The organism is Kitasatospora sp. NPDC127060, from assembly GCF_042724935.1.
Lineage (GTDB): Bacteria > Actinomycetota > Actinomycetes > Streptomycetales > Streptomycetaceae > Kitasatospora.
In genome coordinates this window covers 56,649-81,226 of the sequence record NZ_JBHXEG010000009.1, presented here as the reverse complement: position 1 = coordinate 81,226, position 24,578 = coordinate 56,649, and the positions used below count along the sequence as shown (strand labels likewise).

General features: G+C 70.2%; 23 protein-coding genes. 4 read left to right on the top strand and 19 right to left on the bottom strand.

All coding sequences use genetic code 11. The annotated features are described in order from the left end of the window. Positions 1-30 precede the first annotated feature (30 nt). From ACFWIS_RS08075 to ACFWIS_RS08025, 11 genes are read right to left on the bottom strand one after another with little or no spacing between them, the layout of a single operon-like run. Positions 31-1,035 (bottom strand): hypothetical protein, encoded by a 1,005-nt coding sequence (locus tag ACFWIS_RS08075; RefSeq protein ID WP_380523662.1) that lies wholly within the window; start codon positions 1,033-1,035, stop codon positions 31-33. Then, the gene (locus tag ACFWIS_RS08070; RefSeq protein ID WP_380523660.1) at positions 1,017-1,691 is read right to left on the bottom strand and encodes a hypothetical protein; all 675 of its coding nucleotides are present in this window, start codon (positions 1,689-1,691) and stop codon (positions 1,017-1,019) included. The genes ACFWIS_RS08075 and ACFWIS_RS08070 overlap by 19 nt, the downstream gene beginning before the upstream one ends. A 37-nt stretch (positions 1,692-1,728) precedes the next feature. Beyond that, positions 1,729-2,181, bottom strand: coding sequence for a pilus assembly protein TadG-related protein (locus ACFWIS_RS08065; RefSeq protein WP_380523658.1), 453 nt, complete (start codon positions 2,179-2,181; stop codon positions 1,729-1,731). After that, positions 2,178-2,603 (bottom strand): TadE/TadG family type IV pilus assembly protein, encoded by a 426-nt coding sequence (locus ACFWIS_RS08060; RefSeq protein WP_380523656.1) that lies wholly within the window; start codon positions 2,601-2,603, stop codon positions 2,178-2,180. The genes ACFWIS_RS08065 and ACFWIS_RS08060 overlap by 4 nt, the downstream gene beginning before the upstream one ends. After that, positions 2,593-3,018, bottom strand: coding sequence for a TadE family protein (locus tag ACFWIS_RS08055; RefSeq protein ID WP_380523654.1), 426 nt, complete (start codon positions 3,016-3,018; stop codon positions 2,593-2,595). Before ACFWIS_RS08055 ends, ACFWIS_RS08060 begins: the two co-directional genes overlap by 11 nt. A 49-nt stretch (positions 3,019-3,067) precedes the next feature. Then, positions 3,068-3,370, bottom strand: coding sequence for a hypothetical protein (locus ACFWIS_RS08050; protein ID WP_380523652.1), 303 nt, complete (start codon positions 3,368-3,370; stop codon positions 3,068-3,070). 56 nt (positions 3,371-3,426) lie between these two features. Continuing rightward, entirely contained in the window at positions 3,427-4,338 is a 912-nt protein-coding gene (locus tag ACFWIS_RS08045; protein ID WP_380523650.1) for a type II secretion system protein, read from the bottom strand. Next, positions 4,335-5,204, bottom strand: a complete 870-nt coding sequence (locus ACFWIS_RS08040) for a type II secretion system F family protein (RefSeq protein ID WP_380523648.1) — start codon at positions 5,202-5,204, stop codon at positions 4,335-4,337. The genes ACFWIS_RS08045 and ACFWIS_RS08040 overlap by 4 nt, the downstream gene beginning before the upstream one ends. Continuing rightward, positions 5,201-6,499: a CpaF family protein gene (locus ACFWIS_RS08035; protein WP_380523785.1), complete on the bottom strand. Its 1,299-nt coding sequence runs from the start codon at positions 6,497-6,499 to the stop codon at positions 5,201-5,203. Before ACFWIS_RS08035 ends, ACFWIS_RS08040 begins: the two co-directional genes overlap by 4 nt. Further along, positions 6,496-7,323, bottom strand: a complete 828-nt coding sequence (locus ACFWIS_RS08030) for a MinD/ParA family protein (RefSeq protein ID WP_380523646.1) — start codon at positions 7,321-7,323, stop codon at positions 6,496-6,498. Before ACFWIS_RS08030 ends, ACFWIS_RS08035 begins: the two co-directional genes overlap by 4 nt. Positions 7,324-7,337: 14 nt before the next feature. Further along, on the bottom strand, positions 7,338-7,967 hold the full coding sequence (locus tag ACFWIS_RS08025) for a hypothetical protein (RefSeq protein ID WP_380523644.1): 630 nt from the start codon (positions 7,965-7,967) through the stop codon (positions 7,338-7,340). 614 nt (positions 7,968-8,581) lie between these two features. Between ACFWIS_RS08025 and ACFWIS_RS08020 the strand changes: the two genes are divergently transcribed. The 4 genes from ACFWIS_RS08020 to ACFWIS_RS08005 all read left to right on the top strand — a co-directional run bounded on the left by ACFWIS_RS08020 (position 8,582) and on the right by ACFWIS_RS08005 (position 11,440). Further along, entirely contained in the window at positions 8,582-9,088 is a 507-nt protein-coding gene (locus tag ACFWIS_RS08020) for a hypothetical protein (RefSeq protein WP_380523642.1), read from the top strand. An 86-nt stretch (positions 9,089-9,174) separates the two neighbouring features. After that, positions 9,175-9,708 (top strand): hypothetical protein, encoded by a 534-nt coding sequence (locus ACFWIS_RS08015; protein ID WP_380523640.1) that lies wholly within the window; start codon positions 9,175-9,177, stop codon positions 9,706-9,708. A gap of 2 nt (positions 9,709-9,710) precedes the next feature. Beyond that, positions 9,711-10,829, top strand: coding sequence for an MAB_1171c family putative transporter (locus tag ACFWIS_RS08010; RefSeq protein WP_380523638.1), 1,119 nt, complete (start codon positions 9,711-9,713; stop codon positions 10,827-10,829). After that, positions 10,826-11,440, top strand: a complete 615-nt coding sequence (locus tag ACFWIS_RS08005) for a hypothetical protein (RefSeq protein ID WP_380523637.1) — start codon at positions 10,826-10,828, stop codon at positions 11,438-11,440. Before ACFWIS_RS08010 ends, ACFWIS_RS08005 begins: the two co-directional genes overlap by 4 nt. A gap of 138 nt (positions 11,441-11,578) precedes the next feature. Here ACFWIS_RS08005 and ACFWIS_RS08000 read toward each other — a convergent pair whose 3' ends face one another. The 8 genes from ACFWIS_RS08000 to ACFWIS_RS07965 are packed head-to-tail and all read right to left on the bottom strand — an operon-like array spanning position 11,579 to position 23,536. Continuing rightward, complete coding sequence (locus ACFWIS_RS08000; protein ID WP_380523635.1) at positions 11,579-14,368, bottom strand: ATP/GTP-binding protein; 2,790 nt, start codon at positions 14,366-14,368, stop codon at positions 11,579-11,581. Further along, complete coding sequence (locus ACFWIS_RS07995; RefSeq protein ID WP_380523633.1) at positions 14,365-15,012, bottom strand: hypothetical protein; 648 nt, start codon at positions 15,010-15,012, stop codon at positions 14,365-14,367. The genes ACFWIS_RS08000 and ACFWIS_RS07995 overlap by 4 nt, the downstream gene beginning before the upstream one ends. A gap of 15 nt (positions 15,013-15,027) precedes the next feature. Beyond that, on the bottom strand, positions 15,028-16,137 hold the full coding sequence (locus ACFWIS_RS07990; protein WP_380523631.1) for an NlpC/P60 family protein: 1,110 nt from the start codon (positions 16,135-16,137) through the stop codon (positions 15,028-15,030). Then, on the bottom strand, positions 16,134-19,031 hold the full coding sequence (locus ACFWIS_RS07985) for a hypothetical protein (RefSeq protein ID WP_380523628.1): 2,898 nt from the start codon (positions 19,029-19,031) through the stop codon (positions 16,134-16,136). Before ACFWIS_RS07985 ends, ACFWIS_RS07990 begins: the two co-directional genes overlap by 4 nt. Next, complete coding sequence (locus ACFWIS_RS07980) at positions 19,028-21,613, bottom strand: ATP-binding protein (protein WP_380523627.1); 2,586 nt, start codon at positions 21,611-21,613, stop codon at positions 19,028-19,030. The genes ACFWIS_RS07985 and ACFWIS_RS07980 overlap by 4 nt, the downstream gene beginning before the upstream one ends. After that, positions 21,610-22,248 (bottom strand): hypothetical protein, encoded by a 639-nt coding sequence (locus ACFWIS_RS07975; protein ID WP_380523625.1) that lies wholly within the window; start codon positions 22,246-22,248, stop codon positions 21,610-21,612. The genes ACFWIS_RS07980 and ACFWIS_RS07975 overlap by 4 nt, the downstream gene beginning before the upstream one ends. Further along, positions 22,245-22,583, bottom strand: a complete 339-nt coding sequence (locus ACFWIS_RS07970) for a hypothetical protein (protein ID WP_380523623.1) — start codon at positions 22,581-22,583, stop codon at positions 22,245-22,247. Before ACFWIS_RS07970 ends, ACFWIS_RS07975 begins: the two co-directional genes overlap by 4 nt. Further along, complete coding sequence (locus ACFWIS_RS07965) at positions 22,583-23,536, bottom strand: hypothetical protein (RefSeq protein WP_380523621.1); 954 nt, start codon at positions 23,534-23,536, stop codon at positions 22,583-22,585. Before ACFWIS_RS07965 ends, ACFWIS_RS07970 begins: the two co-directional genes overlap by 1 nt. Positions 23,537-24,578: the final 1,042 nt, after the last annotated feature.

The following is a 24,578-nucleotide window of genomic DNA, read 5'->3' as shown; positions in this document are numbered from 1 at the left end:
GTCCTTCGTGCCGGGCCCGTCGGGGCCCGGCTACTGGGTGACGATCGTCTGGATCTCCCGGACGACCACGTCCTGCGGTGCTCCGCCGGTCACCCCGTCTGGCAGCCGGTTGGCCGGCTGCGCGTGCGGGTCGGACGACGGGGTCCACGTCACCTTCCACGTCACCTGTGCGGTGAGCGGGTAGGACCCGCCACGGCTGGAGCGCCGGTAGGTGATGTTGCAGGCTGCGTTGGAGGAGTCCACCTGGTAGCCGCTGCCGGCCTGGGTGAACGGGTAGGTGCACATCGCGGGAGAGGCGTCGCTGGTCCCCGCGTCGATCCGCAGCGACACTGGCACTGCGAGCGTGGACGCCGCGATGTTCACGCCGACGTAGTTGAGGGACGCCGTGACCGTGACCGGCTGGATGGGCTGCGCGAAGCTGACGAACGTCGGCAGGTTCACGGTCTGCTTGTCCGGGGCCGGGGACAGCTGAACGGTCGGCGGCGGCAGCTTGGTGGCGCCGTAGGCGAGTTTGGAGAGCATCAGCGGTGTCACAGCGAGCAGCGCCGGAGGCGGGTTACCCGCAGGCACCCACACGATGCCAGGCTGCTGGGTGCACGGGGCCGTGGCCGGCAAGTCCCAGCTCTTCTTCGTTTTGACCATCCCCCACCACTGGCCGCTCTGGCCGCGGTGGAAGTCCTGGTCAGCCTTCAATGCGTCGTACTGCTTCTGCGCTTCGGCGCCCATCGCACCGGACAGCCCGGTCAGCAGCAGCTTGAAGGCATCGTCGAAGCCCTCGGGGGTGTACTGCGGTTCGTACCAGCACGCCGGCGGATCCCACGACCCACCCAGTGACGTGAGGTGTTTGCCGCCTGCACCGCTGCCGGAGTCGTTGACAGTGATTTGGACGTGCGACTCGATCGAGCCGATCGGGGGCGTGCTACCGCCGCCCCAGCCGATGCCGATGTCCGCCCGCGCGGACGGCACGGCGGTGGCCGCCACGGCGAAAGCCACGGCGGCCACCCCAACCACCATGCTCAGCTTACGCTCTGGCACCGTGTTGACCCCTTCTCCGCCTGTGTGGACGACACCTGCCACACGCCCTTGTCGGAGAGCGTGAGGCCCGTCGTCCAGTCGGTGTAGTCGTTCGGGCTCGGGGTGGTCGTCAGGACTTTCCCGGTGCCCTTGTCCTTGGCGTAGGCCTTCGACTGGTCCTCGCAGTACGCCGCGACGACGGTCTTCGGGTCCTTCGTGTCGATCGTCAGCGCGTAGTAGCGGTCCGAGCCGCTAATCGTCTGGTTGCGGGAGTTGAGCTGGGTGATGGCCTGGTTCATGTAGCCGCCAGCCGCGCCTGTGTACGCGTAGACCATCGCCGGGCGGTTGACGTCACCGGTGGCCATCGCCTCGTTGAAGGCCCGCAAGGCGTACGCCAAGCCGTCGGCGGCGGCCTTCTTGGTGGCGTCGTCGCCGGGCTTGAACTGGATGTCCACCGTGTAGTCGGCGGGCAGGTTGATGGCCGGCGCTCCCGGGTTCTGCGTGGGCGTCGGGGACGCGGAGGCGCTGGCGGTGGCGGTGGGTGCCGTGCTCTGCGCGCCGGTGATGTCCCCGTTGGTCTTCTTGCCGGTGGAGCCGCAGGCGGTGGCGCCCGTGAGTACAGCGGCGGCCGCAGCCGCCGCGGCGATGAACTTGGTGGTCTTCGTGGTGCTGGACATGCGGTGTTCTCCCGTCCCCTGATTGGCCATCAAGGGGTCATTGTTCCTGTACGGCCTGGGCGGTTGCGTGCCCCCACATCGTCAGCCCGCCGTGGAAGGCCGGCAGCAGCAGAGGGGTGAAGGTGAGGCGGACCTCGACCGTGACCTGGTTGCCGGCGGCCGCCGTGCAGCGCGCGGCTCCGACGTCGCCGCCGGAGAAGCCGGCAGTGCCCACGAACGCCTGGACGTTGCCGGTGCAATCGGCCGCGTCGATGACGACGGTGCCGCTGCGTAGGTCCGCGGAGCTGAGGTGGTTGGCCGCGTAGCGGGCGGCCTGTTCGGCCACGTCGGCGGCCTTCTCGCGCTGGTGGATGGCCCGACCGGTGTCGACGACGAACGAGGCGATGACCATGAACAGCATCGCCGCCAGGATCAGGGCGAGCGCGCCGGAGCCGCGGTCGGCGCCGCTTCGGGCGGCCCGCCGGTACAGCCGGTGGATGAGGCCGCTCATCCGACCACCCTTCGGTAGAGGTCGAGTGGTGCGGTGGAGGTGGCGCTGATGTCGGCGCTCACCGGCAGTCCGGTCCCGCGAAGGCCTCGGGCCCGGCAGGAGAGGGTGACGGTGAACAGGCCGCCCGGCTGGAAGTTGCCGCTGGTGGACACCTGTACCGCGCCGCCCGAACAGACCCGTGCACCCTCGCGGTTGGCGGCGTCGGTGGCAGCGGCGATGGCAGAGGTGTAGTCGCGCTCCAGCGCGCCGGCCCGGGCAGCGTCGCGGGCGGTGCCGTCCAGCGAGGAACGGGCGTCCACGATCTGCCCGAGGCCGACGAGCAGGAGGACCAGCAGCATCAGCACCGGTGCGATCAGCACCAGTTCGACGGTGGAGATCCCCGCGTCCTTGGGGCGCGTGCGCTGTCGGAGATCAACCGGCATCGGGCACGAACCTCTCGATCGGGCCGATGGACTTGGACGTCACGGTCAGGTGCATCCACGGCACCACGCTGCGGACTCGGGCGGTGACCGTGACCCCGACCTGCTGGCCGTCCTGGACGGTGTCGATCGCCGGATCACCCACCAGGGACGGCCCCAGCGTGTTGATCCGGTTCTGCGCGGTGTCGCGCGCCCGACCCTGCCAGCTGCCGGGATTGGCGTCGGCGGTGGCGCGGGCCTTGCGGGCGCCCGCCTGCGCGGCGGCCTCGTTGACCGTCGACGCGAAGTAGTACAGGCCGAACTGGACGACCAGCATCAGCAGCAGGAAGGCCAGCGGAGTGATGAACAGGAACTCCATCGAGCTGCTGCCGCGATCCCCGCGCAGGCGTGTGAGCATCCGTGCCCTGAGGCGTTCCACGGGTCCCCCTTCTGTCGTCGTCCAGTTCGTCAGGCCTGCGGACCGCAGGTCAGTTGCAGCCGCCGTTGTTGGTGGTGTCGGCGCCGGTGATGCACTTGCTGACGTCACCCGACTTGGTGGTCACGGCAGTCTTGATGGCCACCACCACGATGCCGACGACGACGATCACCGCGGCGGTGATCAGGATCAGTTCTACGGCCGTGTAGCCGCCATCCCTGCGGCGGATCTTCTCGACCCGGGTGAAGAGCGCGCCGCGCAGGGTGGCGACGGCGGCCGCCGCGGAGAGGGCGAGCACCATGAGGCGCTCGCCGATGGCGCGGGCGGAGGCCGGGGCAATGACGTTGGTGGACATGGACAATTCCCCTCGTTCGGTATGGAAATCCAGGTAGGACAGCGCAGTTCGCCAGGTCATAGGCCCGTGACGAACGTCAGCGCCGGGTAGATGAGAAAGATCAGGAAGCCGAAGCAGAGCAGCAACTGGGCGACGAGCATCGACTGCGACTTCGCCACAGCCGCGGCCTGGAGTTCCGCTAGCTCCCGCTTGCGCAGGGTCTCCGCGCGGGTGCGCAGCGACAGGAGAACTTTGGCGCCGTCCTCGGCGACCAGCGCGACCGTGGAGGTCAGGTCCACCAGCTCGGGGACGTTGATTTCCTCGCCGAGCCGGCCGGGCGCGGCCCAGAACTGGTGGCCCCTCAACCGGGCCTCCTGGAGCGCCCAGCGGATCCGCAGCATCGGCCAGGCGTCGGAGGCCTCTGAGGTGGACTTCATCGCCTCGGGCAGCCCGGACCCGCCCGACAGGCTCAGGTGAACCAGCGTCAGGTACACCGACACCATACGGGTGAACTCCCGCCGCTTCTCCTTGGCCTCGCTGCGAACCTCCAGGTCGGGGGCGAAGAAGCAGGCCAGGACCAGCAGCAGCGTCAGCCACATCGGGGTGATCACGCTGTCGGTGATGCCGGCCAGCCACAGCACCACGGCCAGCAGCGGGCCCAGCAGCAATCCGGCGGCGGAGTACAGCACCTTCTGCGCCAGGAACGTCTCCAACGAGCGTTCCATCAGAGCCAGGTCCGCCCGCAGCCCGCTGAGCTTCCAACCCTGGGCGGCGTAGAAGCCGGCCACCTTCGGGCCGATCCTGGCCAGGAGCCGGTCCTGCGCACCGCCCAGCGCGGTGGGTACCGGGGCCGCCTGCCCGCTGGAACTGCGCAGCGCGTCAATCCGGCTCAGGGTGGCAACGGCCCCCGGGCGGCCCGGGACCAGCGCCCTGATCAGCAGGTAGACGCCCAGACCGAACAGGGCGCCGACCGCGAGGTTGAGGATCACTGGGGGCCCCCGGTACGGATCAGCAGGCGCGGCGGCGCCGGGACGATGGACAGCTTGCGCAGCCATGCCAGGCCGGCGGCGAAGAAGCCCAGCACGACGGTGAGCACACCCTGGCCTTGTAAGCTCTGGTACGCCTCGACGTAGGACGGGTTGAACAGGGCCATGCCGAGCGGGAACACGACGCAGACGCCGACCACGATCCGCACGCTGCGCCGGGTGCCGGACCGGCTCGCCATGATGCTGCGGCGGGCCTCGGCTTCGTCGCGGGCGGTGGCGGCGAGCTCGGAGAGCACGTCGCGCAGGCCCGGGCCGCGCTGTCGGGCGTTGTCCTTGAGAGCGATGATCACGATGTCGGCGCTCCCGTCGTCCAGGTCCTCGGCGAAGAGGTCGAGCGCGATGGGCAGCGGCGTCTTGGCCCGCAGACGGTTGATCAGGGTGACCAGGTGCGGGCGCAGCGCGGGGGCGGCAGCGCGGGCGGAGGCCTGGATGGACTGCTCCAGGCCCACGGCGCCGGACATGGTGTCGCGAAGGCTCTCGATCCAGGCGGCGAGGCCTTCGACGCGCTCCATGGCGGCCTTCTCCTCCTTGGCGCCGCCGAACAGCTTGCGCCAGAACAGGGCGAGGGCGGCCGCGGCGAGGGCGGCGACCGGCCAGCGGGTGACGGCCAGGACCGCCAGGGCGGCGATCGTGGCGGCCGCGCCGCGCTGGCGCGCGAAGGTGATCAGGCGGCTCGCGGCGGAGGGGCCGGTGCGTACCTTGCGGGGCCATCCGATGAGGGAGGCGATGAGCAGGGCGAGGCCGCCTCCGCCGCAGACGCCGGCCAGGAGGGCCAGCAGCGTGGTCGGGTTGAGGAGGTCGGTGCTCACTCGAAGTCCCCGCTCGGGTAGTAGCCGTGCTCGGCCAGCTCGTCCAGGCAGGTGATGACGGCCGACGGCTTGAGCTCGCCGTACTGGTTGCGCCGGAACACCTCGCTGGAGAGCACCGCGCCGTCGACTCCGTTGACCTCACGGATGCTGATGAGCTTTCGCTCCTTCAGCCCGGTCTGCGGGTTCTTTACCTTGCCGAGGTAGACGACGAATTCGAGCGCGCCGCCGATGAGCATGTTCGACGTCTCGCGGTCGAGCTTCTCCTCGGCCTGGCGGGCGTAGGTGGCGATGCGGTTGAAAACCTCGCTGCTGGAGCGGCAGTGGATGGTGGACAGCGAGCCGTCGTTACCCTGGCTCATCGCGTTGAGCATGGTGACGATTTCGTCACCGAGCACCTCACCGACGATGACCCGGTCGGGGTTCTGCCGCAGGGAGCGCTTGACCAGCTCCGCCATCGACACGGCGCCCAGGCCCTCAGAGTTGGGCAGGCGCTCCTCCATGACCACCACGTTCGGGTGGAGGTCCTCGAACTCGTCAAGGCCCAGCTCCAGGGCCCGCTCCACGGTGATGAGCCGCTCCTCGGGCGGGATGACGTTGGCCAGCGCCCGCAGCATGGTCGTCTTCCCGGAGTCGGTGGCTCCGGCGATCATGATGTTCTTGCGGGCCAGGACCGCGGCCCGTAGGAACGAGGCCGCCTCGTCCGTGAGAGAGCCGAAGCGCACCAGGTCGTCGAGGAAGACCTTGCCAAGCCGGGCCAGACGGATGCTGATGGACGGGCGCTTGGTGACGCCCAGGACCGCGGAGACGCGAACGCCGTCCCAGGTCAGGTCCAGCTGGGGGTTGGCCAGGTCCCAGGACCTGGAGGAGAGGCCTGCGGTGGCGGCCAGGCCCTGGACCAGGGTGATCAGGTCCTCGTCGCTCTCGGCCACGGCTGGCAGCCGCTTGCGCACGCCACCCGCGTAGGTGACGAACGTTCGGTCGCCCTGGATGTCGATGTTCTCGACGTTGCGGTCCTCCAGCAGCGGCTGGAGCGCTCCGGCGCCGTAGATCTGCGCGTGCACCGCGTCGGCGAGCTCGGCCTCGTCAGCCAGCGCCATGCGGGGGATGCCCGCGGCCGCCCGCTCCTCGTTGTACGCCTTCAGCTCGGCGTTGATGAGCGATCGGGCGAACTCCCGCTCGATGTCGGGGGCCATGGGCGGCCGGTTGTTGCGGGCGTCCTCGCGCTGGGCCAGGGTCATCTGCTCGGCGACGCGGCCGTGCAGCAGGCGGACGAGTTCGTGCTGGACGGGCATCAGCCCACCCCCAGGGCTTCTGCGCGGGCGGGTGCGGGTACGGGAGTCGGGGCCTGCTCGGCACCGACGCCGTAGCGCCCGTGGATGTTGGCGACGACGTGCTTCACGGCGCGCACCAGCTCGGACTTCTCGACCTTGCCGCTCTTGCGGCCGGCCAGCTGGGCTGCGCCGGAGTTGTCGATCGGCAGGCAGCCGAAGACCTCGGCGGGTACCTGCTGGTCGAGGAAGTACCGGTTGACGTCGGCGGACACCTTCGCGTGGTGACGCTTGTCGTCGATCAGCAGGACACCGATCGGCGGCCCGCCGCCGTTGCGTCCCAGGCGCTCGGACAGCGCGAGGGCACGGTCGCGCACCGCCGCGAGCTCCGCGGTGGTGGTGCGGGCCACCAGGACGACCAGGGAGGCCATCGGCAGCAGGTCCAGGCCCGGGGAGGCGGGGCCGATCCGGCCCAGGTCGGCGATCACGTCGGCCTCGCGGATCGCCACGAGGCCTCGGCCCAGTGCGGGCCACATTCCCTGCCAGGCGCCGCACTGCTCGGGGGAGGCCAGGCCCAGCAGGACCTCCAGGCCGCCGTGGGCGCGCTGGGCGTGCTCCCACACGGTCGCCGGAGAGATCCCGGTGCGCCCTGCCACCGCCAGGGACAGCATGCCCAGGCGGGGGTCGAGGTCGTCTCTGCCGTTCTCGGCCTTGTGGCGGTAGACCAGGTCGCCGCCGCTCTGGTCGCATTCGGCGAGCAGGGAGCGGCGCGGCCACACCGCGGCCATGGCCAGGGCGACCGTGCTGACGCCAGGTGCGCCCTTGGCGGACGCGACGGCGACGAGCGCCATGTGGAACTCCCTTCCTAGTTCTTCTGGTCGGCGGACAGCAGGACGAGGGCGACCTCGCCCGCGGAGGCGGCCTGGGCGATGGGGCCGGACTTGTCCGCTGCGACGGTGATCGACAGGGAGAGGTTGGCGTTGCTCGCGCCCGCCTCGGCCTTGAACACCTGTCGTACGACGGCGGTGTCGGCCAGCGTGATGCCGCTGCTGCCGGAGGCGCCCGGCGCGGCGGTGGCGGTCGCCCCGGGGACCGGGGCCCTGGTGATGTCCTTGCCGACCCACAGCACCCGGACCTTGTCGCCCTCGCGCAGCCCCGGCGGGAACTGCCCCGCCTTGAGGCTGAGACCGACCACGCCCTGGTCGCTGCTGAGCCCGGTCTTCGTGGTGAGCATCGGGCCGGTCAGCAGGGTGTCGGCCGGGATCGCGGAGACCGCGAAGTACTTGGCAAGCTGGCCGCGCTGGTCCCACCGGACGTAGGGAACGTCGGTGTCCTTGGAGACGCGGATCTGCTCGATCGCAGCGTTCGGGATGCTCTGGCCGGGCGCGATCTGCTGGGTGATCTTGACAGCGTCCACCTTTTGCCCGGCTTGTTGCACCAGGGCGGTGGCACCGAGGCCGCTGGCGAGGATCAGCAGGGCGGCCAGGACAGCCATCGCGGGGCGCCGTTCGCGAACTACGGTCGGCAGCCGGTCACCCGGGGAGCCTGGCTGATTCGGCGCGGTCCGCTGGGCGGGCGCACCTGGGTTCTGAGCGGATTTCTTGACTGTTCCTTGACTCACGTTCTCTGCCCAACTCGCGTCGATCCGGCGTGAGCCGGCCTGAGTTCGAATTGACCCATATATGACAGTTCAATGGGCCTGCGGGCGGCCCAGGTATGCCTGCGAGAACCCGTCAGGTCCTCGCCTGCGGCACCTTGCGTGATCCGATGGTTGTGTCACGTGCCTAACACGCTTGATCCGCTCCCCGTTACTCGGTCATGTGGCGGCGATGGATGCCACTGCCCCTGCTCGGCCGCGCGGTCGTGCCAGCGACCGTGCGACCGAGCTTGCGGGGAGGGCGCAGCCGTGGCCCGGCTAACGGCTATAGTCCGCGACGGGCCACACGCGGGTGTGGCCTGGGCCAGTGACTCCCCTCGGGGTGTTTGATTTCAATCACCCCGACGGGCAGCTAACCACAAAGTAGCTGGCGAAGGTACCATCGACTGGATTGATTTTGATCAATCTCGATGGATGGTGGCTCGGCCGGAGACACAGAACGGGTTGGGGACGTGATGGATCACCAGGGAGACACGGCGGCGCAGCAGCACGCGAACCGCATCTCCGCACGCCTTGGCGCGCTGATAGTGGACGAGAACTCCCGGCGCGAGGAGAAGGGTGAGCCTGCCCTGCGCTATGCCGACATCGCCGAGCGCATCAACCGACGCGCCGGCAAGAAGGTCATCTCCATGGACACCATCCGCAACCTGCATCTCGGCCGGGCCGCAGGCGGTGGACTCCCCAATCCCACCATCGCCACTCTCGATGCGGTCGGCGTGGCCTTCGGCATCCGTGAAGGCGCCCGCTACTTCCTCAGTGAGGACACCAGCGAGATCGACCGTCAGCTGCGGAACATGCGCGCGCTCGCGGACCTTCGCAGTGGGGGATCCGAACTGATGGGCTTGATGAACCGCGCGGCCGGTCTGTCGGAGGAGTCCGTCAAGCTCGTCGCCGGACTCGCCGAACGCCTCCAGGAGATCGAACGCGCTCACGGTGGCACCGAGAGACAAAACGATTAGCGACATTCCGCTGAGTCTGCTGCGATAGCTGTCCGTTCCTGCCCAGGCGCGCCTCACGGCGCGGTGCACCGGAGACACTCACACCCATGCCGCTGCCCAGAGGCCTCCGCAGGGAGTGCGAAGCGATCCTCGCCACCCTGCCGATACCCAACCCCTTCACCGTCGACCGCTTCGCCCAGGCGCTGTCCGAAACCCGAGGACGCGAGATCGTCTTCGAGCCCATGGAGGCAGCCGTCGGACCCAACGTCCCCTCGGCCATGTGGATCGCCCTCAAGAGCGTGGACGTCGTCCTCTACGAGACCAAGACCAGCCTCGCCCACCAGACCCTGATCAAACTCCACGAGCTCGGCCACATCGCCGCCGGGCACCAGTGCCGGATCCAGCCCGAGGCCCTCGAAGCCGCCTTCCCCGGTCTGGACCCCGAAACAGTGAAGGAACACCTGCTGCTCACCCGCGCCGGGTACGACAACAGGGAGGAGCAGCAGGCCGAGACCCTCGCCCTGCTGCTGGCCGACCACCTCGGTGCTCCCGACGGCACCTCCCCGCAGGGGCGCCGGCTGACCACCACGCTCACCCACCCGGTGCGCCGGATCCTCGCCTGGAAGCAGGAGACGGACTGACGATGCACTTCATCCTCTACACCGCCCTGCCCGTCGCCCTTGTCGGCATCGCCCTGTGGCGCACCCCCGCGGCTCTCCACTCTGGACGGGCGGCACGCTCCCTCTGCCTGACCATCGGCACCCTCGGCCTCGCCCTCGGGGTCAGCCACCCCAGCCTCCAGGAGCCGCTGCACCACGCACTCGCGAACTCGCCGGTCCTCTTCAAACACCTGCTGACGATCGCGTCCTGCACCTGGCTGCTCGACTACCTCTACGCCGTCCACGGCACCGGGACCGGCCGGCGCCAGCGCCCAAGCCTTCCCCTGCTGGCAGGCTCCGGCACGGCGATGGCCCTAATCTTCGTCTTCCTACTGCCCCGCAGTCAGAGCCCGAAGTTCGACGACGTCATCACCCAGCACATGAACGACGCCTGGGTCACCGTCTACCTCTCCATCCTCTACGCCTACCTCGGCATGTCGATGATCCGCGGCACAGGCACCTTCTGGGGCGCCCGGCGTGCCGTGCCCCGCGGCCTCGCCCGCGCCGGCGTCGTCTCCCTCGCCGTCGGATGCGTACTCGGCACCGCCTACACCGCGATCCGCATCGCCTCCCTCATCGCCGCTCAGGGCGGCATCATTCAGGGCGACGCGGCGTTCCGGCCGGCCGACCTGCTGGTCTCCACCTCCATCCTGCTCATTGTCACCGGCCTGGTGCTGCCCCCGCTGCGCGCTTTGGCGCGCTACCTCCGTGACCAGGCCACCCTGTGGCGCCTGCACCCACTGTGGTCCGACATCGTCGACCAGTTCCCGCAACTGGTCCTGGGAGAGCGCCGGTCCCGACTTCGAGAGCTCGTCACCACCGGCGACCGAACGATCGATGTAGCCCACCGGGCCTTCGTCATCCGGGACGGCTTCCTCAGTCTGCAGCCTTTTGCCGCTCCCGATGCCGCCCGTTCGGCCGCCGTCGGATCCGACGCCGCGGCTCAGGCGCTGTGGGTGCGGGCGGCGATGAAGCGCCATGCCGCCGGCGAAGCAGCCGGGTCCACCGACGTCATCCCCGAGGACCAGGACCTGCGCGCTCCCCGCACCGAGATCTCCTGGGCCTCCACCGTCGCCCGCCACTACAACAAGGCCACCTCATGACCACCACCACTGCCGCCGCCGAGACGAAGCCCCCCACCAGCCCGGTGGGCCGCAAGCTGTCGGACTGGATCGACCCCAAGAACGTCATCATCGCGGTCAGCCTCGCCATCGGCTGCGGCCTCTACGGCTGGAAGGGACTCGGCTGGGCGGTGATCGCAATCATCTTCGCCGCCGTCATCCCTATGACCTACATCCTCTACATCGCCGGGGACGGCACCTGGGCCAACCGGCACCTGACCGAGCGCCAGCAGCGCATCACCGTGCTGCCCGTCATCAGCGCCTCGGTCGCCGCCGGCCTCGCCATCGAATCCGCCACCAGCGCCCCCTCGGAGATCATCGCCATGACCGCGGCCATGTGGGCCACGATCACCGCGATCTGGCCGGTCACCGTCCTGGCGAAGTACAAGATCTCCGTCCACGCGGCCGTCACCGGCGGCAGCATCGCGATGCTCGCCCAGGCCTACTCCCCGCTCTGGCTCGCCGGGTTCGCCCTCGTCGCGCTCCTGGGCTGGGCCCGCGTCAGCGTACGGGAGCACACCGTCTCCCAGGTCATCACCGGAACCGTCCTCGGCACGGCCGTCGCCGGCGCCGTCTACGCCCTCCTCCAGTAGGACGGCGGGACGACACCTCAATACAGAGGCGGCCTTCAACCCCGAGCATGGGACCGAAGGCCGCCTCTCGCCGCCCCGGCGGCACACAATCCCCATCGCCTCCGGGGCGCCGACCCCTGTCCGGCCACCGGATAGGCCCTACTCCGCCCGATTCACCGGTTTGGGCGCAGCCGGCAGCCCCGGCCCGCGCCTGCGCGCCACCTGAGGCTTCGCCAGGTCCACTGCCGGACCCTCACCGGGCACCGGAGGAACTACCGGCTGCGCCGCCTGGCCACCGCCCCCCTCCCCCTGAAGGAAGGCGAGAACCACTGCGTCCTGCTCTTGTGCCCGGCGTAGCCGCTCCTCCATCGGCTGCGCCAGCACAGCCCGGTTCGCCGAAGCCGTCATGCGGCCGACCAGCTTGGGGCTGTAGTACTCCTTGAACACGTCCTTGACTTGCGGACCCTCCACCCGCAGCGGCCCGACCGGGGCGCCTTTGACGGTGACCTGGACGTAGTGCTCGAACCGGCGCAGTTCCGCGACCGCACCGGGGTCCACGGCGCCGTGCCACTCATCGGTCACGGCCTTGATCGCTGCCATGGCGCCCGCTGTCGTGCTCACCACCGAGGAGTTCTGGAGCAGCGCCTCCCGGGTGGTCACCTGCACCCGGTTCAGGTGCTGGGCCATCACGTGGAGTCTGACCTTGAACTTGCGCAGCTGCTCCGTCATCGCAGCGAAGGTCGGCCCGCCGGCCGGATCGAGGCTGATCAACTCGTCGGCGAAGACGTGGAAGGGCCGTCGGTCGTCCTCGGCCGTGTCCCGCCGTGACAGGCCGTCACGCAGCAGGTCCTGCATGATCATAGAGATCAGGAGGCGGTCGCTCGGTCCGGTGCCCTCCAGGCACAGCCATACGATCTTGCCCTCGTCCATCGCCCTGCGGATGTCGTAGGCACCCTGGGGGTTGCCGAGGAACGCCCGGGTCACCGGATTGGCAGCCAGGCGGTCCAGAGGGTTGGTCACCGGGGCCAGCACGTCCGGCGGGTAGGAGGTGAACGTGGTCTCCCACCAGCGCCGCTGCTCCGCGGACAGGAAGTCCAGGATCGGCAGCTGTACCGACTTGTCGGTCAGCAGCGCCCGCACCTGCAACAGCGTGGCCTGCGCGTCGGGTCGCCCGGCGGCGACCACGGCGAGGTTGTAGGCCACCAGGGCCTCGATCGCCTTGGTGAGGATGGTCGCGGCCCGCGGGTGGGTTGCCTCGTTCCAGGACAGGGCGATGGCCAGCGCGTCCACGGCCGCGGTCACGGTGCGCGCCGCGTTCTGCCCGCGGTCCATGCCGATCACGTTCCAGCTCGGGATCACCGCGCCCGGGTCCTCGGCCCGGGCCAGGTCGATCCGGCACACCAGCGGCGCGAATGCCGGGTGCGCCAGGTACGGGGCGACGGACTTCCAGGTGTCGCCGTGCGGATCGACGAACAGCACACCCTCGCCAGCCAGCGCCAGCGCCAGCGCCTGGACGAGCGCGAACTCGGTCTTGCCGTAGTTCGCCTTCCCCACCTTGATCGAGAACAGGAACTCCTTTGCCATCGTGGCGATCAGGCGCCGACGCCCGTCGGGGTAGCGCAGCCACCCCTGCGGCACCAGGGCCTCACCGGGCACGTAGTCCGGCAGCTCGGACGCCAGGACCGGCAGGACCGCGTGCTTCGTCGGCGGCTTCAGCAGCCCCTGGAGCTCGCCGATGTGAAGCCAGTTCGGCTTGCGCGGCCCCACCAGGCCGGTGCGCCACCGCCGGTCGAAGCTCTCGCGCCGGTGGCGGCTGTCCGCGCTCCAGGTGATCCACAGGAACCGGCCCGCGTCCTGGCCGAGTCGGCTGTCCTCACCGAAGACATCCATCGCCGCCGTCAGCTGGCCCAGGAGCTGGCGGGCGCGGCCCTCCATCGTCGAAGTGCAGCGCACCAGGAGCTGGATGCGCACCAGCCCCTGGGAGGAGGCCAGGCGCCCGAGGGCCTTGGAGGCGTTGACCGGCTGGGGGCGCGGCGTCGGCACCAACGGCGGGCGCCGGGAGGAGGAGTCGAACAGGCTGGCCAGTTGCAAGCGCCAGGAGTCCTGGATGTCGGCGGCGTCCGCCGCCGCGTGGCCGGCGGCCTTGCGGGCGCGCTTGCGCTCGGCTTCGCGCTCCTCGTGGACCAGGTGCCACTGGCGCAGCTTCACCTGCCAGCGTGGAATCCGCTGCACGTCGATCACGACCTCGGCCAGCTCCCCCAGCTCGGTACGCAGGTCGGAGACGGCGTCGATGACCGGCTGGAGCGGGTCCGGCTCCAGCGGCACCTCGCGCAGCGCCGCCGACGCCTTCCCCTTGAGGACGAACTCGGCGCGCACCGCGTGCAGACGCTCCTCCTCCTTCTCCTTCCCCTTGTTCTTCTTGTCCTTGCCGGCCGCGCGATCCTTCTTCCTGCGCTCCTTCTTCTCCGCCCGCTCTCGGCGCTCCTGCTCGGCGAACGGGTCCTCGGCGGCCGGGACCTTGGCCACCGTGACCTCGCGGTAGCGGCTGTCGCGCAGCAGGGTCGCCGCGTCGGTGTGCGCCTCCAACGAGTACTCCAGCGGCGTGGTGCCGTCGGCGCGCAGCCGGATGCGGACCTGCTTGGAGGGCGACGACGCCCACCAGGGGCCCTTGCTGGCGGCGCGCAGGATCATGGCGGCCTGGCGCCAGATGTCCTCCGGGCTCGGGTCGAACCGGCGGGTGGGGGTGAGGATGTACCGCTGGCGGCTGGCCAGGGTCTTCACGGCAAGGCGCTGGCGTACGACGGCGGCCGCGATGGCGAGCGGTGACAAGGCCAGCACCACCAGTTCGCCGTTGGCGGAGAACCAGGCAGTGACCGAGCCGGCCCAGTCCCAGGCCGCCACGGCGGCGTGCCCCAGGGTCTGCGGGAGGGAGTCGGCATTCGAGCTCATCGCTGGGGCTCCCAGGTGTCGTTGATGCGGGTGAAGAAGACGGTCGCCGGGCGGTGGTCGCCGTAGTCGCCCGTGGGGGAGGTGCCCACCCACAGCAGGTTGACGGCCGCCCGGTTCGCGGCCTCGCGGGAGGTGTGGGCGACCGCGGCCTGGACGCGGACCCCTGTGTAGAAGTACGGCTGGCTGGCGCCCACGGCGGTCGCCGGGAAGTAGCCGGGCCAGCGATCGCGGCCGACGCCGGTGGTCTCGGCCATCCAGATCTCGCGTGCCAGGGCGGTCAGCTGGTCTGCCTCGGCTGGCGGGAGGTCGCTCGGATACTGGCCGCTCAGGGCCGCCTGGAGCGCCGGATCCCCTTGCGGCCCGTCACCGGCAGCCGCGATGCCCGAGGGCACCGAGGGAGCGGACGGCGTGCCGGTGGGCGCCGGTACCGGAGAAGTCGGCGACGTCGTGCCGGTCACCAGGGGCGACGGATTGACGGGCTGGGGGATGGCGGCGGTAGACGGGGCGGAGAACACTGTGGGCGTGGCGGCCGGGGAGTGGGCTGCGCCGTGGTGGCTGCTGCCGGGCACGACCAGGGCCAGGCCGATCGTCAGCAGGACGGCGGCTCCGAGAGCGGGCAGCATGAACGGGCGATTTGATGTCATTTCGGATTATTTCTCTCACTTGAGTACGCGGGTGCCACCCGCGAAGTCGTAATTCCAGACCGCAGCCTGTTTGACTGAATCACCCGGTTTGGGGGCATTTAGCATTTGGCCGCCGCCTATATAGAGGCCGACGTGGTAGATCCCCTCGGCGGAATTGCCGAAGAACACCATGTCGCCGGGCTTCAAGGCGCCGACCCCGTCCGAGGCGGGGATCCGTTGGCCGACACCGGCCTGGTCAGCTGCCAGACGCGGCAGGCTCACGCCGACCTTCGAGAAGACGTAGATCATCAATCCCGAGCAGTCGAAACCCTTCACCGTGCGGCCGTCCTGGCCGCCATTGGAACAGCAGACTCCCGTCGTCGGACCGGTGGCGTCGCCGCCGCCCCAGGAGTAGGGGACGCCGATCTCACTGCGCGCCGCGTTGATGACGGTCTGGACCTGGTCGGAGGCATCGCCAGTCGGCGGCTGAGTGCCAAGCTGGGTGTACTGGGTCATCCAGCGGATCACCTCGTCCACGTACGCCTGGGAGGCGTTGTAGGAGTAGATTGCGCTCCGCAGCTGCCCGGTGACCGTCAGATCCCGGCCGTTCCCGCACAGGTACAAGGCAGCCGCCAGGGTTTCGTCGTCCGCGTTGTTGGGGTTCGCGCTGCCGTCCGGGCGCACCTTCGCGGCGTAGCCAGCGAAGGTGGACGGCAGGAACTGCATCGGGCCGACGGCGGCGTCGTACTGGCTGTTGCCGTCCCATTTGCCGCCGTCGGTGTCCTTGACGGCGGTCGTGTTGCCTCCGGCTCCGGACCCGTTGAGGATCGGTCCGATGATCGGAGGGGTGATCAGCCCCGAGGCGTCGATCTGGTGCCCGGAGGCATGGCCGCTCTCGACCTTGCCTATGCCAGCCAGCAGTTGCCAGGTCATGCCCTTGCACGCAGGCACCATCTGCGCCATCGACCCGGCGGCGCGCACGTAGGACTGCATCATCCGGGCGGGGATGTCACTGACCGCGCCCACCGGTGCGGTGGAGCCGGGGTCCTCGCTGCCGAACATGGAGACCACGGTCAGGGCTGGCACGGCGACCGCCAGCAGTGCGCCAAGGCACCCGAGCCTGCGGAAGGCCTTCACCAGCTTCACAGGACATCCCCCCCGTCGAAGCCGTCGTTCGGGACGCTCCCGCCGCGGCCCCCGCGGTTGTCGAGGTGATGGCGCCTCCGCATCGTCTCCAGCAGGTCGCGGCCCGGGTCACGGAACTGCGGGCTCACCCGGCGTAGCACCGAGGGGTCCATCGCGGGATCCGCTTCGGCCACCGGCGGCGCGGGCGACCCGGCTGCGGGGAAAAGCTCCCCGGTCGAGCGGTCGACCAGCATGCCGGGCTCGTCCTCGAACACCGCCAGCGGCTGCGGCGTAGGCACCACGCCGGGGCCGAGAGCCGACCACAGGTCGGCCGGGCCGTTGTCCCCGCCGTCAGGGCGGACGATCACGCGGCCGTCGTGGTGCGCACTGTCGTTGCCCAGGGCCGAGGTGCTCGGCTCGGTCTCGTAGAAGGGGTACTCGGGGCCGCGGTCACGAGCGTGCTCCCACACCCCGGCGTGGGCGCCGCCGTTCCCCCGCGTTACCAGCGGGGCGCTGGTGTCGGCGACCGAGCCGATCGAGGCGTCGAAGGCGAGGCGGGTGTTGTCGTAGGCGCTGCGGACGCCGTTGATCAGCCTGGGCCCGTAGGTGGTGCCCATCGCGGCGGCCTGGAGGTACTGGTGTCGGGCGGCGCCCTTGACGGTGTTGTAGCCAGCCTTGATACCGTGACCAGCCTGCCTTACCGCGGCCACGTCGGCCTTCGCACCGTCCTTCCAGTCCTGCGCCCACGCCTTGCGCACGTTGGAGTAGTGCGTCCACTGCTTGTTGACGTGGTCCCACATGCGGTCGTTGGCGCGGTTGATCCTCGTCCAGGTGGCCGGGGCGCCGGCGGTGACGGCCCAGCCGAACTTGCCGACCTTGCCCGCGAGGATCGCCATCCGGCCGATACGGGTGTTCAACAAGCGATTGTGCAGAGCGTGCCCGGCTGGCGTGATGCCGCTCTTTGGCATCATGACGTGGCGTCCGGCCGTGGTCCCCTGGCCCTTGCCCTCGGGACCGTACGCCCCGGGGTGCGCGCCCTGTGGCTGCTGTGCGCCGCCAAGTGGCCCCTTCGTTCCAACGGGCTTGAGCCGCCTGGCCAGCTTGTGCGGTGGCAGGGGGTTGCCGACCACCAGCTGGTGCGCCGCGCGCACCGGCATCGCCAGCGCGGACAGTCCCTGCCGCACCTGTCCGTAGGCACCCATGGCCATTGCCCCGGCGTTCATGGGGCCAAGTCCGGGGTCGGCCAAGGCCGACAGCCCGTCAGCGATGCGGGCCTTGCGCATCAGGGCCGATGTGGCGCCCCCGCCGCCGAACATGCCGAGCCCGCCAGCGATGCCGCCGCCGCGCCCTGAGTAGCCTCCGCCGGATCCGGAGAGGTTCCCCATGGCCTGGGACATTGCCAGGCCCAGCCCGGTGTTCTCGCCCATGAAGAGCGCGCCGCCGATCTTGGAGAAGCGCATCCGGTTGGCGAAGCGTTCGCCGAGCTGGCCGGCTGCGGAGAAGATCCGTCGGTGGAACACGAGAATGACGACTGCGAAGCCGTCCAAGATCAACAGGCGTTGCACCATCACCGTGTCGTGGGAGTCGGTGAGGATGCCGTTGGCTCCGAGGGTGAACATCGGCAGCATCACCGACACGGCGAGTTCGGTCACCACACTGGTCAGGAATACGCCGAGCCACTTCCACAGCGCCGCGCGGTTGCCCCCGGGGAGCATCGCCCACACCCCGGCCGGAGCGGCTACCGACGCCGCTATGACATCCGCGAACTGGGTGCCGATATGGACCAGGGCCATCCCGAGAACGACCACGGCAACGAGTACGACGGCCAAGAGCACCAACCCCACGCCAGCCGCCCGGTCCCAGTCGCTGTTCACCGCGAAGTTGTAGGCGTTTTTGCCCTCTGCCCCGTGGCTCTTCAACCGATCCTTCAGCTCGTCCCAGGCCGACGTGTCCTTGCAGATCGCGTCATTGCCCGGCAGCCAGCTGATCCCGCAGTCGTCCGAGTTCTTTCCCCTGATCTCCCCGTGGATCCACTGGCGGTGGACCTCTGCGATGGCACGCTCGTTCGCATTGCGGGAATTGGGGTCGGGGATGATCCCGTACTGAAGGAGCTCGAAGGGCTGTACCACCAGCGTCCTGGTCAGCATCATCCGCATGGGACACGAGGGGTCCGCCTTGTCCTTGTCCGAGGTGCACCCCGGGTCAGGGCCGTTGACGTTCGTGACAATCTGGCCGGCCTCATGGGCAGCCTGTTGTGCCTGCACGAGCGGGCCCTGCTCGCCGAGGATCGCCCGCGGGGTGAACATGGGCATCACGACGAGTCCCGACAGGAGTAGCGTGATCGCCATCTCGCCGGCGCCGCGGCCGATCTTGCCGCGCATCATCAGCAGGGCCCCGAACGCAACCCCGCCGGCCAGGAACACGTCGTACAGGTTCAGGTCGTTGGAGGCGACAACATAGAGGTCGTAGTTGATCTTGTCTGCGGTGTCGGTGAGAGTTTTGACGATCGGGAAGTTCCAGATCCACTGGATGATCCAACACATGAGCCCTACGACGAGCCGCACCAGGGCGAACCCGCCCCCGATCAGCAGATTGCAGACGTGGCTGCGGATGTCGGTGGCGCCACCCGGATCTGACTTCAAGTCGTAGTTGCTCAGCGGTACCCCTTCACTGCTCAGCACATTGAGCGGTGCCAGCACGCCGCCGCGCTCGCTGTCGGCCGCGAACGCCGACTGCGTACCGGCGACGAAGAACAGGTACGTCATGCCGAGGGTCATCAGTACGGTGCGCCGGCCCGGCCAGTACATGGCCGCGACCGAGCGGATCCTGCGCCACGTGTGCCCGGCCGCGCGGGCCTTGGGGGCGAACCGGTCCGCGAGCCGGGTCAGCGCCTTCGGGATCGGGACTCCGGTCATCGCAGGGCCACCTTCTTCGGCTGATCCGCCCGGTCGGAGGCCTGGCGCTTGGACACGGGGGTGGTGAAGATCGCTTCGTACTTCGGCAGGTTGGGGATGATCACCTGGATCAGGCCGATCCGGCCGCGAGTGTCACGCAGGAGCATCTCCCCGGCCCGGTTGGCCTGGCCGTGCGGCGACAGGCCACCAGTGACCAGCTGGATCAGTTCCTCCTCGTCGCTGGGCAGACCCAGGAACTCCAGGCCCCGGCGGGCCATCGCCTCGTCGGTGGTGCGCGCGAGGATCCGCTGCACGATCAGGCCGCGGATCGTCTCGTCGCCCAGGTCCAGCGCGTCGTGCCCGCCTGCGGCGAAACCGGCGTTATGCTTGCGGCCGTCGTGCGCAAGCTCGTTGATCAGCGCGCTGCCCTCGGCGGAGGAAGTCAGCCAGTACACCTCGTCGAAGATCACGGCCGCGAACTGCGAGCGGTCGGAGAAGGCGATGTGGCGGCTGATCGCGGCGATCAGGTAGAGGACAGCCCGGCCGATCAGCGCCTCCAGCGGCTGGGTGCGCAGCACCTCGGGGCGGCCGAGCGCCTCCTTAGGAGGGAGCGTCAATCCGTTCGTGGTGAAGACCACCAGGTCGGCGGTCAGCGCGGACATCAACAGCGCGGGCAGCGTCGGGTCGAACACCATGCGGGCCAGCCGCTGGTCGGCGACGGTCGCCAGCAGGTCCAGGACGTCGGCGGCGGCCTCGCCGCGGTTGCCGCCCTCGGTCGCGATCTGGCGCAGCTCCTCCAGGACCAGGCCCATGTGCGGGCGGGCCGAGGAAGCCGCCGCCTTGACTGCTCGGCTCAACGCCGCGCCCCCTGCGGACATGGCCTCCATCTGCGTCTGGAGCAGAAGGTAGCTGAGGGCTGCCGCCTCGCCCTGGGCGTGCGGCAGCACCCGCAGCGGGTCGATGCTGATCTCGGCGTCGGCGGCGTCGATGACCTGGTGGCGCCCCGGCGCGGTCGCGCGGGCGTGGTGGGCGTACTCGCGGTGGTTGGTACGGTCGATCACGATGGCCCGGTGTCCGCGGTCGATCAGGTCCGTCGTGATCTTCTTCAGCAGCACCGACTTCCCCGAGCCCAAGTCTCCGAGCACCGCCAGCGAGGCCGCGATGTTGGCCCCCGGAGCGGAGGCCAGGTCGAGGAAGACCGGGCGCACCGTCTGCGCATCCAGCGACCGGCCGATCATCGGCCCGGTGTCGTCCCCGACCTCACCGACCGTCAGCGGGCCGCTCATCGCCCAGTCCTCGCTGAGCTGGAACTGGGTGCACTCGCGCGCCCTCAAGGCCGGCGCCGCGCCCGGCAGCCCGAACTGAAGCAGCCGGACCTGCCCACCGCGCGGGCGGATCACCCGGTAGTCCGCCCCGCTCAGACGCGCCTTCAGATCCCGCGCCCGGTCATCGCACACCTGGGCCGTCGGACCCCACACCGTGAACACCGTGCGGGACTGCACCTCCAGCTCCACCGACGTGCGCCCCAGTCGCGCCTCCTGCTCACCCAGGATCTCCGCCGCCCCGTACAGGCTGTCGGGTGTGCCGGTGGGGTGCGCCGCCCACTGGTCTGCCTGGTCGGACAGCTCCGCCTTCTTCTTCGCGATGGCCCGCTTTGCCTTCGCGCTGTCCACCAGGGTCAGGTCGACGACGGCATCGACCGGGTAGGGCAGCAGCTCCAACTGGGCAAGGATGTCGGCGGCGCCCTCGGCGACGGCCTCGGGGATCTCTTCCAGGGCGAGCCCGGCCTGGTAGCCGACGCCGTCCTCCGTCTCCACCTGGAGCCACAGCTTCGACAGGGCACCGCCGTCGAAGCGCGAGGAGAACCAGGTGCGCAGACCCTGCGCCTCCTCCCGGCGGGCGCCGGAGTCCTGGCCGCCCTCCAGCAGCCGGGCCTGCCCCAGGCTCGCGTAGCCGGGGCTGCGCAGGTGCGCGCCGACGATCTTCCCCTCCCAAAGACGGCGGTTCTCCGCCTCCGTGAGGAGTGGCTCCATCTGTCCGCGGTAAACGATGTGCTGATGCATCCACACGATCTCGGCCGGCCGGGCCGGGCGGATCTGGAGGCCGCCGCCGAAACCGGCCTCGATCTGGCGGGCCACCCCCTGGAACAGCTGCACCTCGCTAACCGGTACCGGGGCGGCCGGAAGACCAGCCTGCTCACCGAACGACGCCCACAGGGAGCCGCTGGCCTGGGTCAGCTGGGCAGCCCGGCCGGGGGGCTGCAGCGGCAGCGCCAGCCACAGGGTGCGCCGGTGCATCTCGAAGTCCTCAAGCAAGAAGGCGGCGGCCTCCGCGCTCTCCCGGGTGCCGGGGTGGGCCTCCAGATCGACGTCGGCGGCGATCCGCTCGGCGACCTCGCGCGGCTCGACCCGGGCGCACAGGCTGTAGAGGCGGGCCGTGCCGGACATCGAGCGCACGAGGGAGGTGACCCGGCGCAGCACGTCCTGGCGCTCAAGGTCGGAGGCGTAGCGGGAGCCGATCGGCGTCACTCGCCACACGGCCCAGACGGTGCCGGTGATGGACCACAGCAGGTGGCCGGAGATGTGGCGGATTGCGACCCTCACGTCGGGTCTCCCTTCTGGGCGGTGATGACGGCGGCGGCCGCGAGCATCTGCTGGAGCGGGGTGAGTGCCGGGCCCGCGGCCCGGGCGGCAGCTGGCTGAGCGGCGGCGGGCTGAGCAGCAGGGGGTTTGGGAGAAGGAAGCGGAACCGGTTCGGGGGGCTCGAAGAGACTGAGGAGGGGCACCGGCCGCTCGCTTGTCTCCGGTACGTCGGCCAGGTCGGCGGCTGCGGCGAAGTCGTCCTCGGCGACGCCGTCCTCGAAGGCGAAGCCCCCTCGGGCCAGCAGCACCGGACGGGCCGGGCGCACCGCCCGCCCGCCGATCTGGCCGTTACGGGGGGAAACCATCAGCGACAGGGCGTCCGCCACGACGAGGAACGGGCTTCGGCCCGCGATCCGTGAGTGCCGCGCGGCCCAGATCGCCACCGCCCACGCCGCCACCGGCAACGGGCCCAGATACGGCGCCCACCAGGTCGCAGTCTTGATCAGCGCGACCGCCCCCACTGCGGCGACCACCAGCTGCGGCGGCGTGTACGGGCCGAGGGGGATCCTCCAGTCGCCGATCTTGCCGAGCACCCACGGATGCCGACGGGCCTTGGTGTAGGAGCGGCCGATCCGGGCCCGCGCGGCGCTGCTCACAGCAGGCCCGGCTTGCCCAGCTGACCGGTGAACGCGCCGGTGGGCACCTCACGCGGCAACTCGCCGACGCCCTGGATCGGCGCGGTGCTGGCCGGCTTGTTCTCTTGCACCTCGGTTCTGAACAAGTCGGCGAACGCGACGCGGTTGGCGAACAGAGACCAGCAGATCACCAGCCCGATCGCGCCGCCGATGGCGGCCTTGATGCTCATCTTGCGGATGGCGTGGGTGATCACGATCGCCGTCAGACCGATCATCAGCCCGCTGGCGACCCACCCCATCAGGGTCGAGGCCCAGGAGTTGCCGAAGTTCTGCAAGGGGCCGGCAAGCTGCGTCATCACCGCGCTCCGTTCGTGGGGGAGGGAACCGGCGACGGCATGCCACTCGCACCGGTCGAGGAAGAAGAGGGAGAGGAAGCGACAGCGGAAGCGGGAGAGAGGGGGAGCGGGGCGACCGCGGAGACCTCCCACCGCCCGGCCCGGGCCGTCAGCCGCAGCGGGTAGCTCAGCGGCCACAGGCCGTTCGCGTCCTCGGCCTGGACGACCGCCTGCGCCTCCAGCACCGTCCCGTCGACCGGCGACGCCGGGACCGTGCCGGTCGCCGAGAGCGTCTGGAGGGTCACCTTCGAGTAGGCCGACCCCGGCGCCGGGATCCTCGCGCCCGGCGACAGGTAGCGGGAGCTGTCACCCACACCGGTCAGGTACGCCGACAGGTAGCCAGCCACCGTGTCCCGCAGCGGCCCGTCGCCCACCTGCGACCCGTAAGCCGGCACTGCCGGGTCCGGGTCCGACAACGAGGCGGGAGCAGCGACCTGGGCCGGGGCGGCGGTGACGGCGAACGAGTCCGGCGCGCCGCCCGACCCCGGCGCCCGGGTCATCGACACCTGAACCGCGAAGTAGCGCACGCCCACCGAGCCGCTCTGCGCAACGCCCACCGGTGTCGCCGAACTCTGCGCAGACGGCTGCGCAACGCCTTGCGCAGAGCCCGGCGCACCGCTTTGCGCAGCAGCCGGCGGAACGGTGACCGTGGCCGCCACGGTCACCAGCCAAGTGCGCCCGCCCATCGGCTGGCTGCGCACGGCGACCACCTTGTCGACCGTCACCTGCGCAGAGGTCTTCGGCTTCGGCAGGTCGACGCCCGGCGCCAGGGTGCGCAGCGCATCGGAGGTGGAGCTGCGCAGCCACAGGTCGACGAACGACTCGGCGTAGCCGGTTGGGGGCGCGATCACCGACGGGGCGGCCGCGGCCGCCGTCGCCGTGCCGCCGGTGGAGCTGGGGGCGACGAGGGCCACCGCCAGGGCCAGCGGGGCGCAGGCTAGGGCCGTCCAGATGCCGGCGCGCAGGGCCAGCGTGCGGGCACGGGCCCGGCGGAGTTCACCCCCGTCGGCGATCGGGGAGGAGTCCGGCGCTCGGTCGCGCCGGGGGGACAGAGGACTCACGAAGGGCTCCTAAGAGGTCGTCAGCGGATCAGCTGGCGATCGAGGAAACCCCGCGACGTTTGGTGAAAACCTTGGTGATCGACGCCCGTGCGGTAACTCCTACACAACGGCCCTCACCAATGCATTGACCTGCGGCTTTGTCAGCCTCTGCGGATTCCTTGGTGGGCCCGGCCCATGCCCTGGTGAGCCGTCAGGCCAGGCCTTCACCAACCTTGGTGGGCCCGCGCCGGGGGCCCGCAGAAAACCTTGGTGACCCGGCGCTGGCGGCGCGGGAAACCTTGGTGGCACCCCTGACGGCAGCCGCCAACATTGGTGCCGGACTCCTGAGCCGGGTACTGGACCTTGGTGACGGGCCGCGCGCCTGGCGCCAACCTTGGTCCACCGCCCAAGCGGCTGGCCCAACCTTGGTGACGGCCCTTCAAGACGTCGTACCGCCGAAGCCGCGCACCCAGCAGGATCCCGCCGGCCAGCTCGCGCAACGGCCTCGCGCTACCGGGGGTCCGTCCTTGGACGCGGCGGGCGCGGGCGGAGGCAGCGGACCGGAACAAACGGATGCGCTGCCGGCCAGCCGCGGCGGGATAGGGCACCCGCTCCCGTGCGCAAGATCCTCCGACTGACTGCGCGGGACCTGCTCTGCGCATGCCCACAGGCCTTCGGTTGCGCATGCGCAATCCCCGCCTCTGCGCATGCGCAATGGCTGCGGCGTTGCGCACGGGCTGCTGACCTGTCGCAGCGAAGTTAGTCGGGCCGGGTCGTGTTGACCTGCGGGGACTGGCTTGGGTGAGACGGCTGCGGGTTGGCCCGGCGGCCAGCCGGCTGACGGGGTTGTGGTGAACACGGGTTGGCTTCATGCCCGTGTTGTCGCCCAGGCAGAATTGGTCGTGTGACTGTCTTT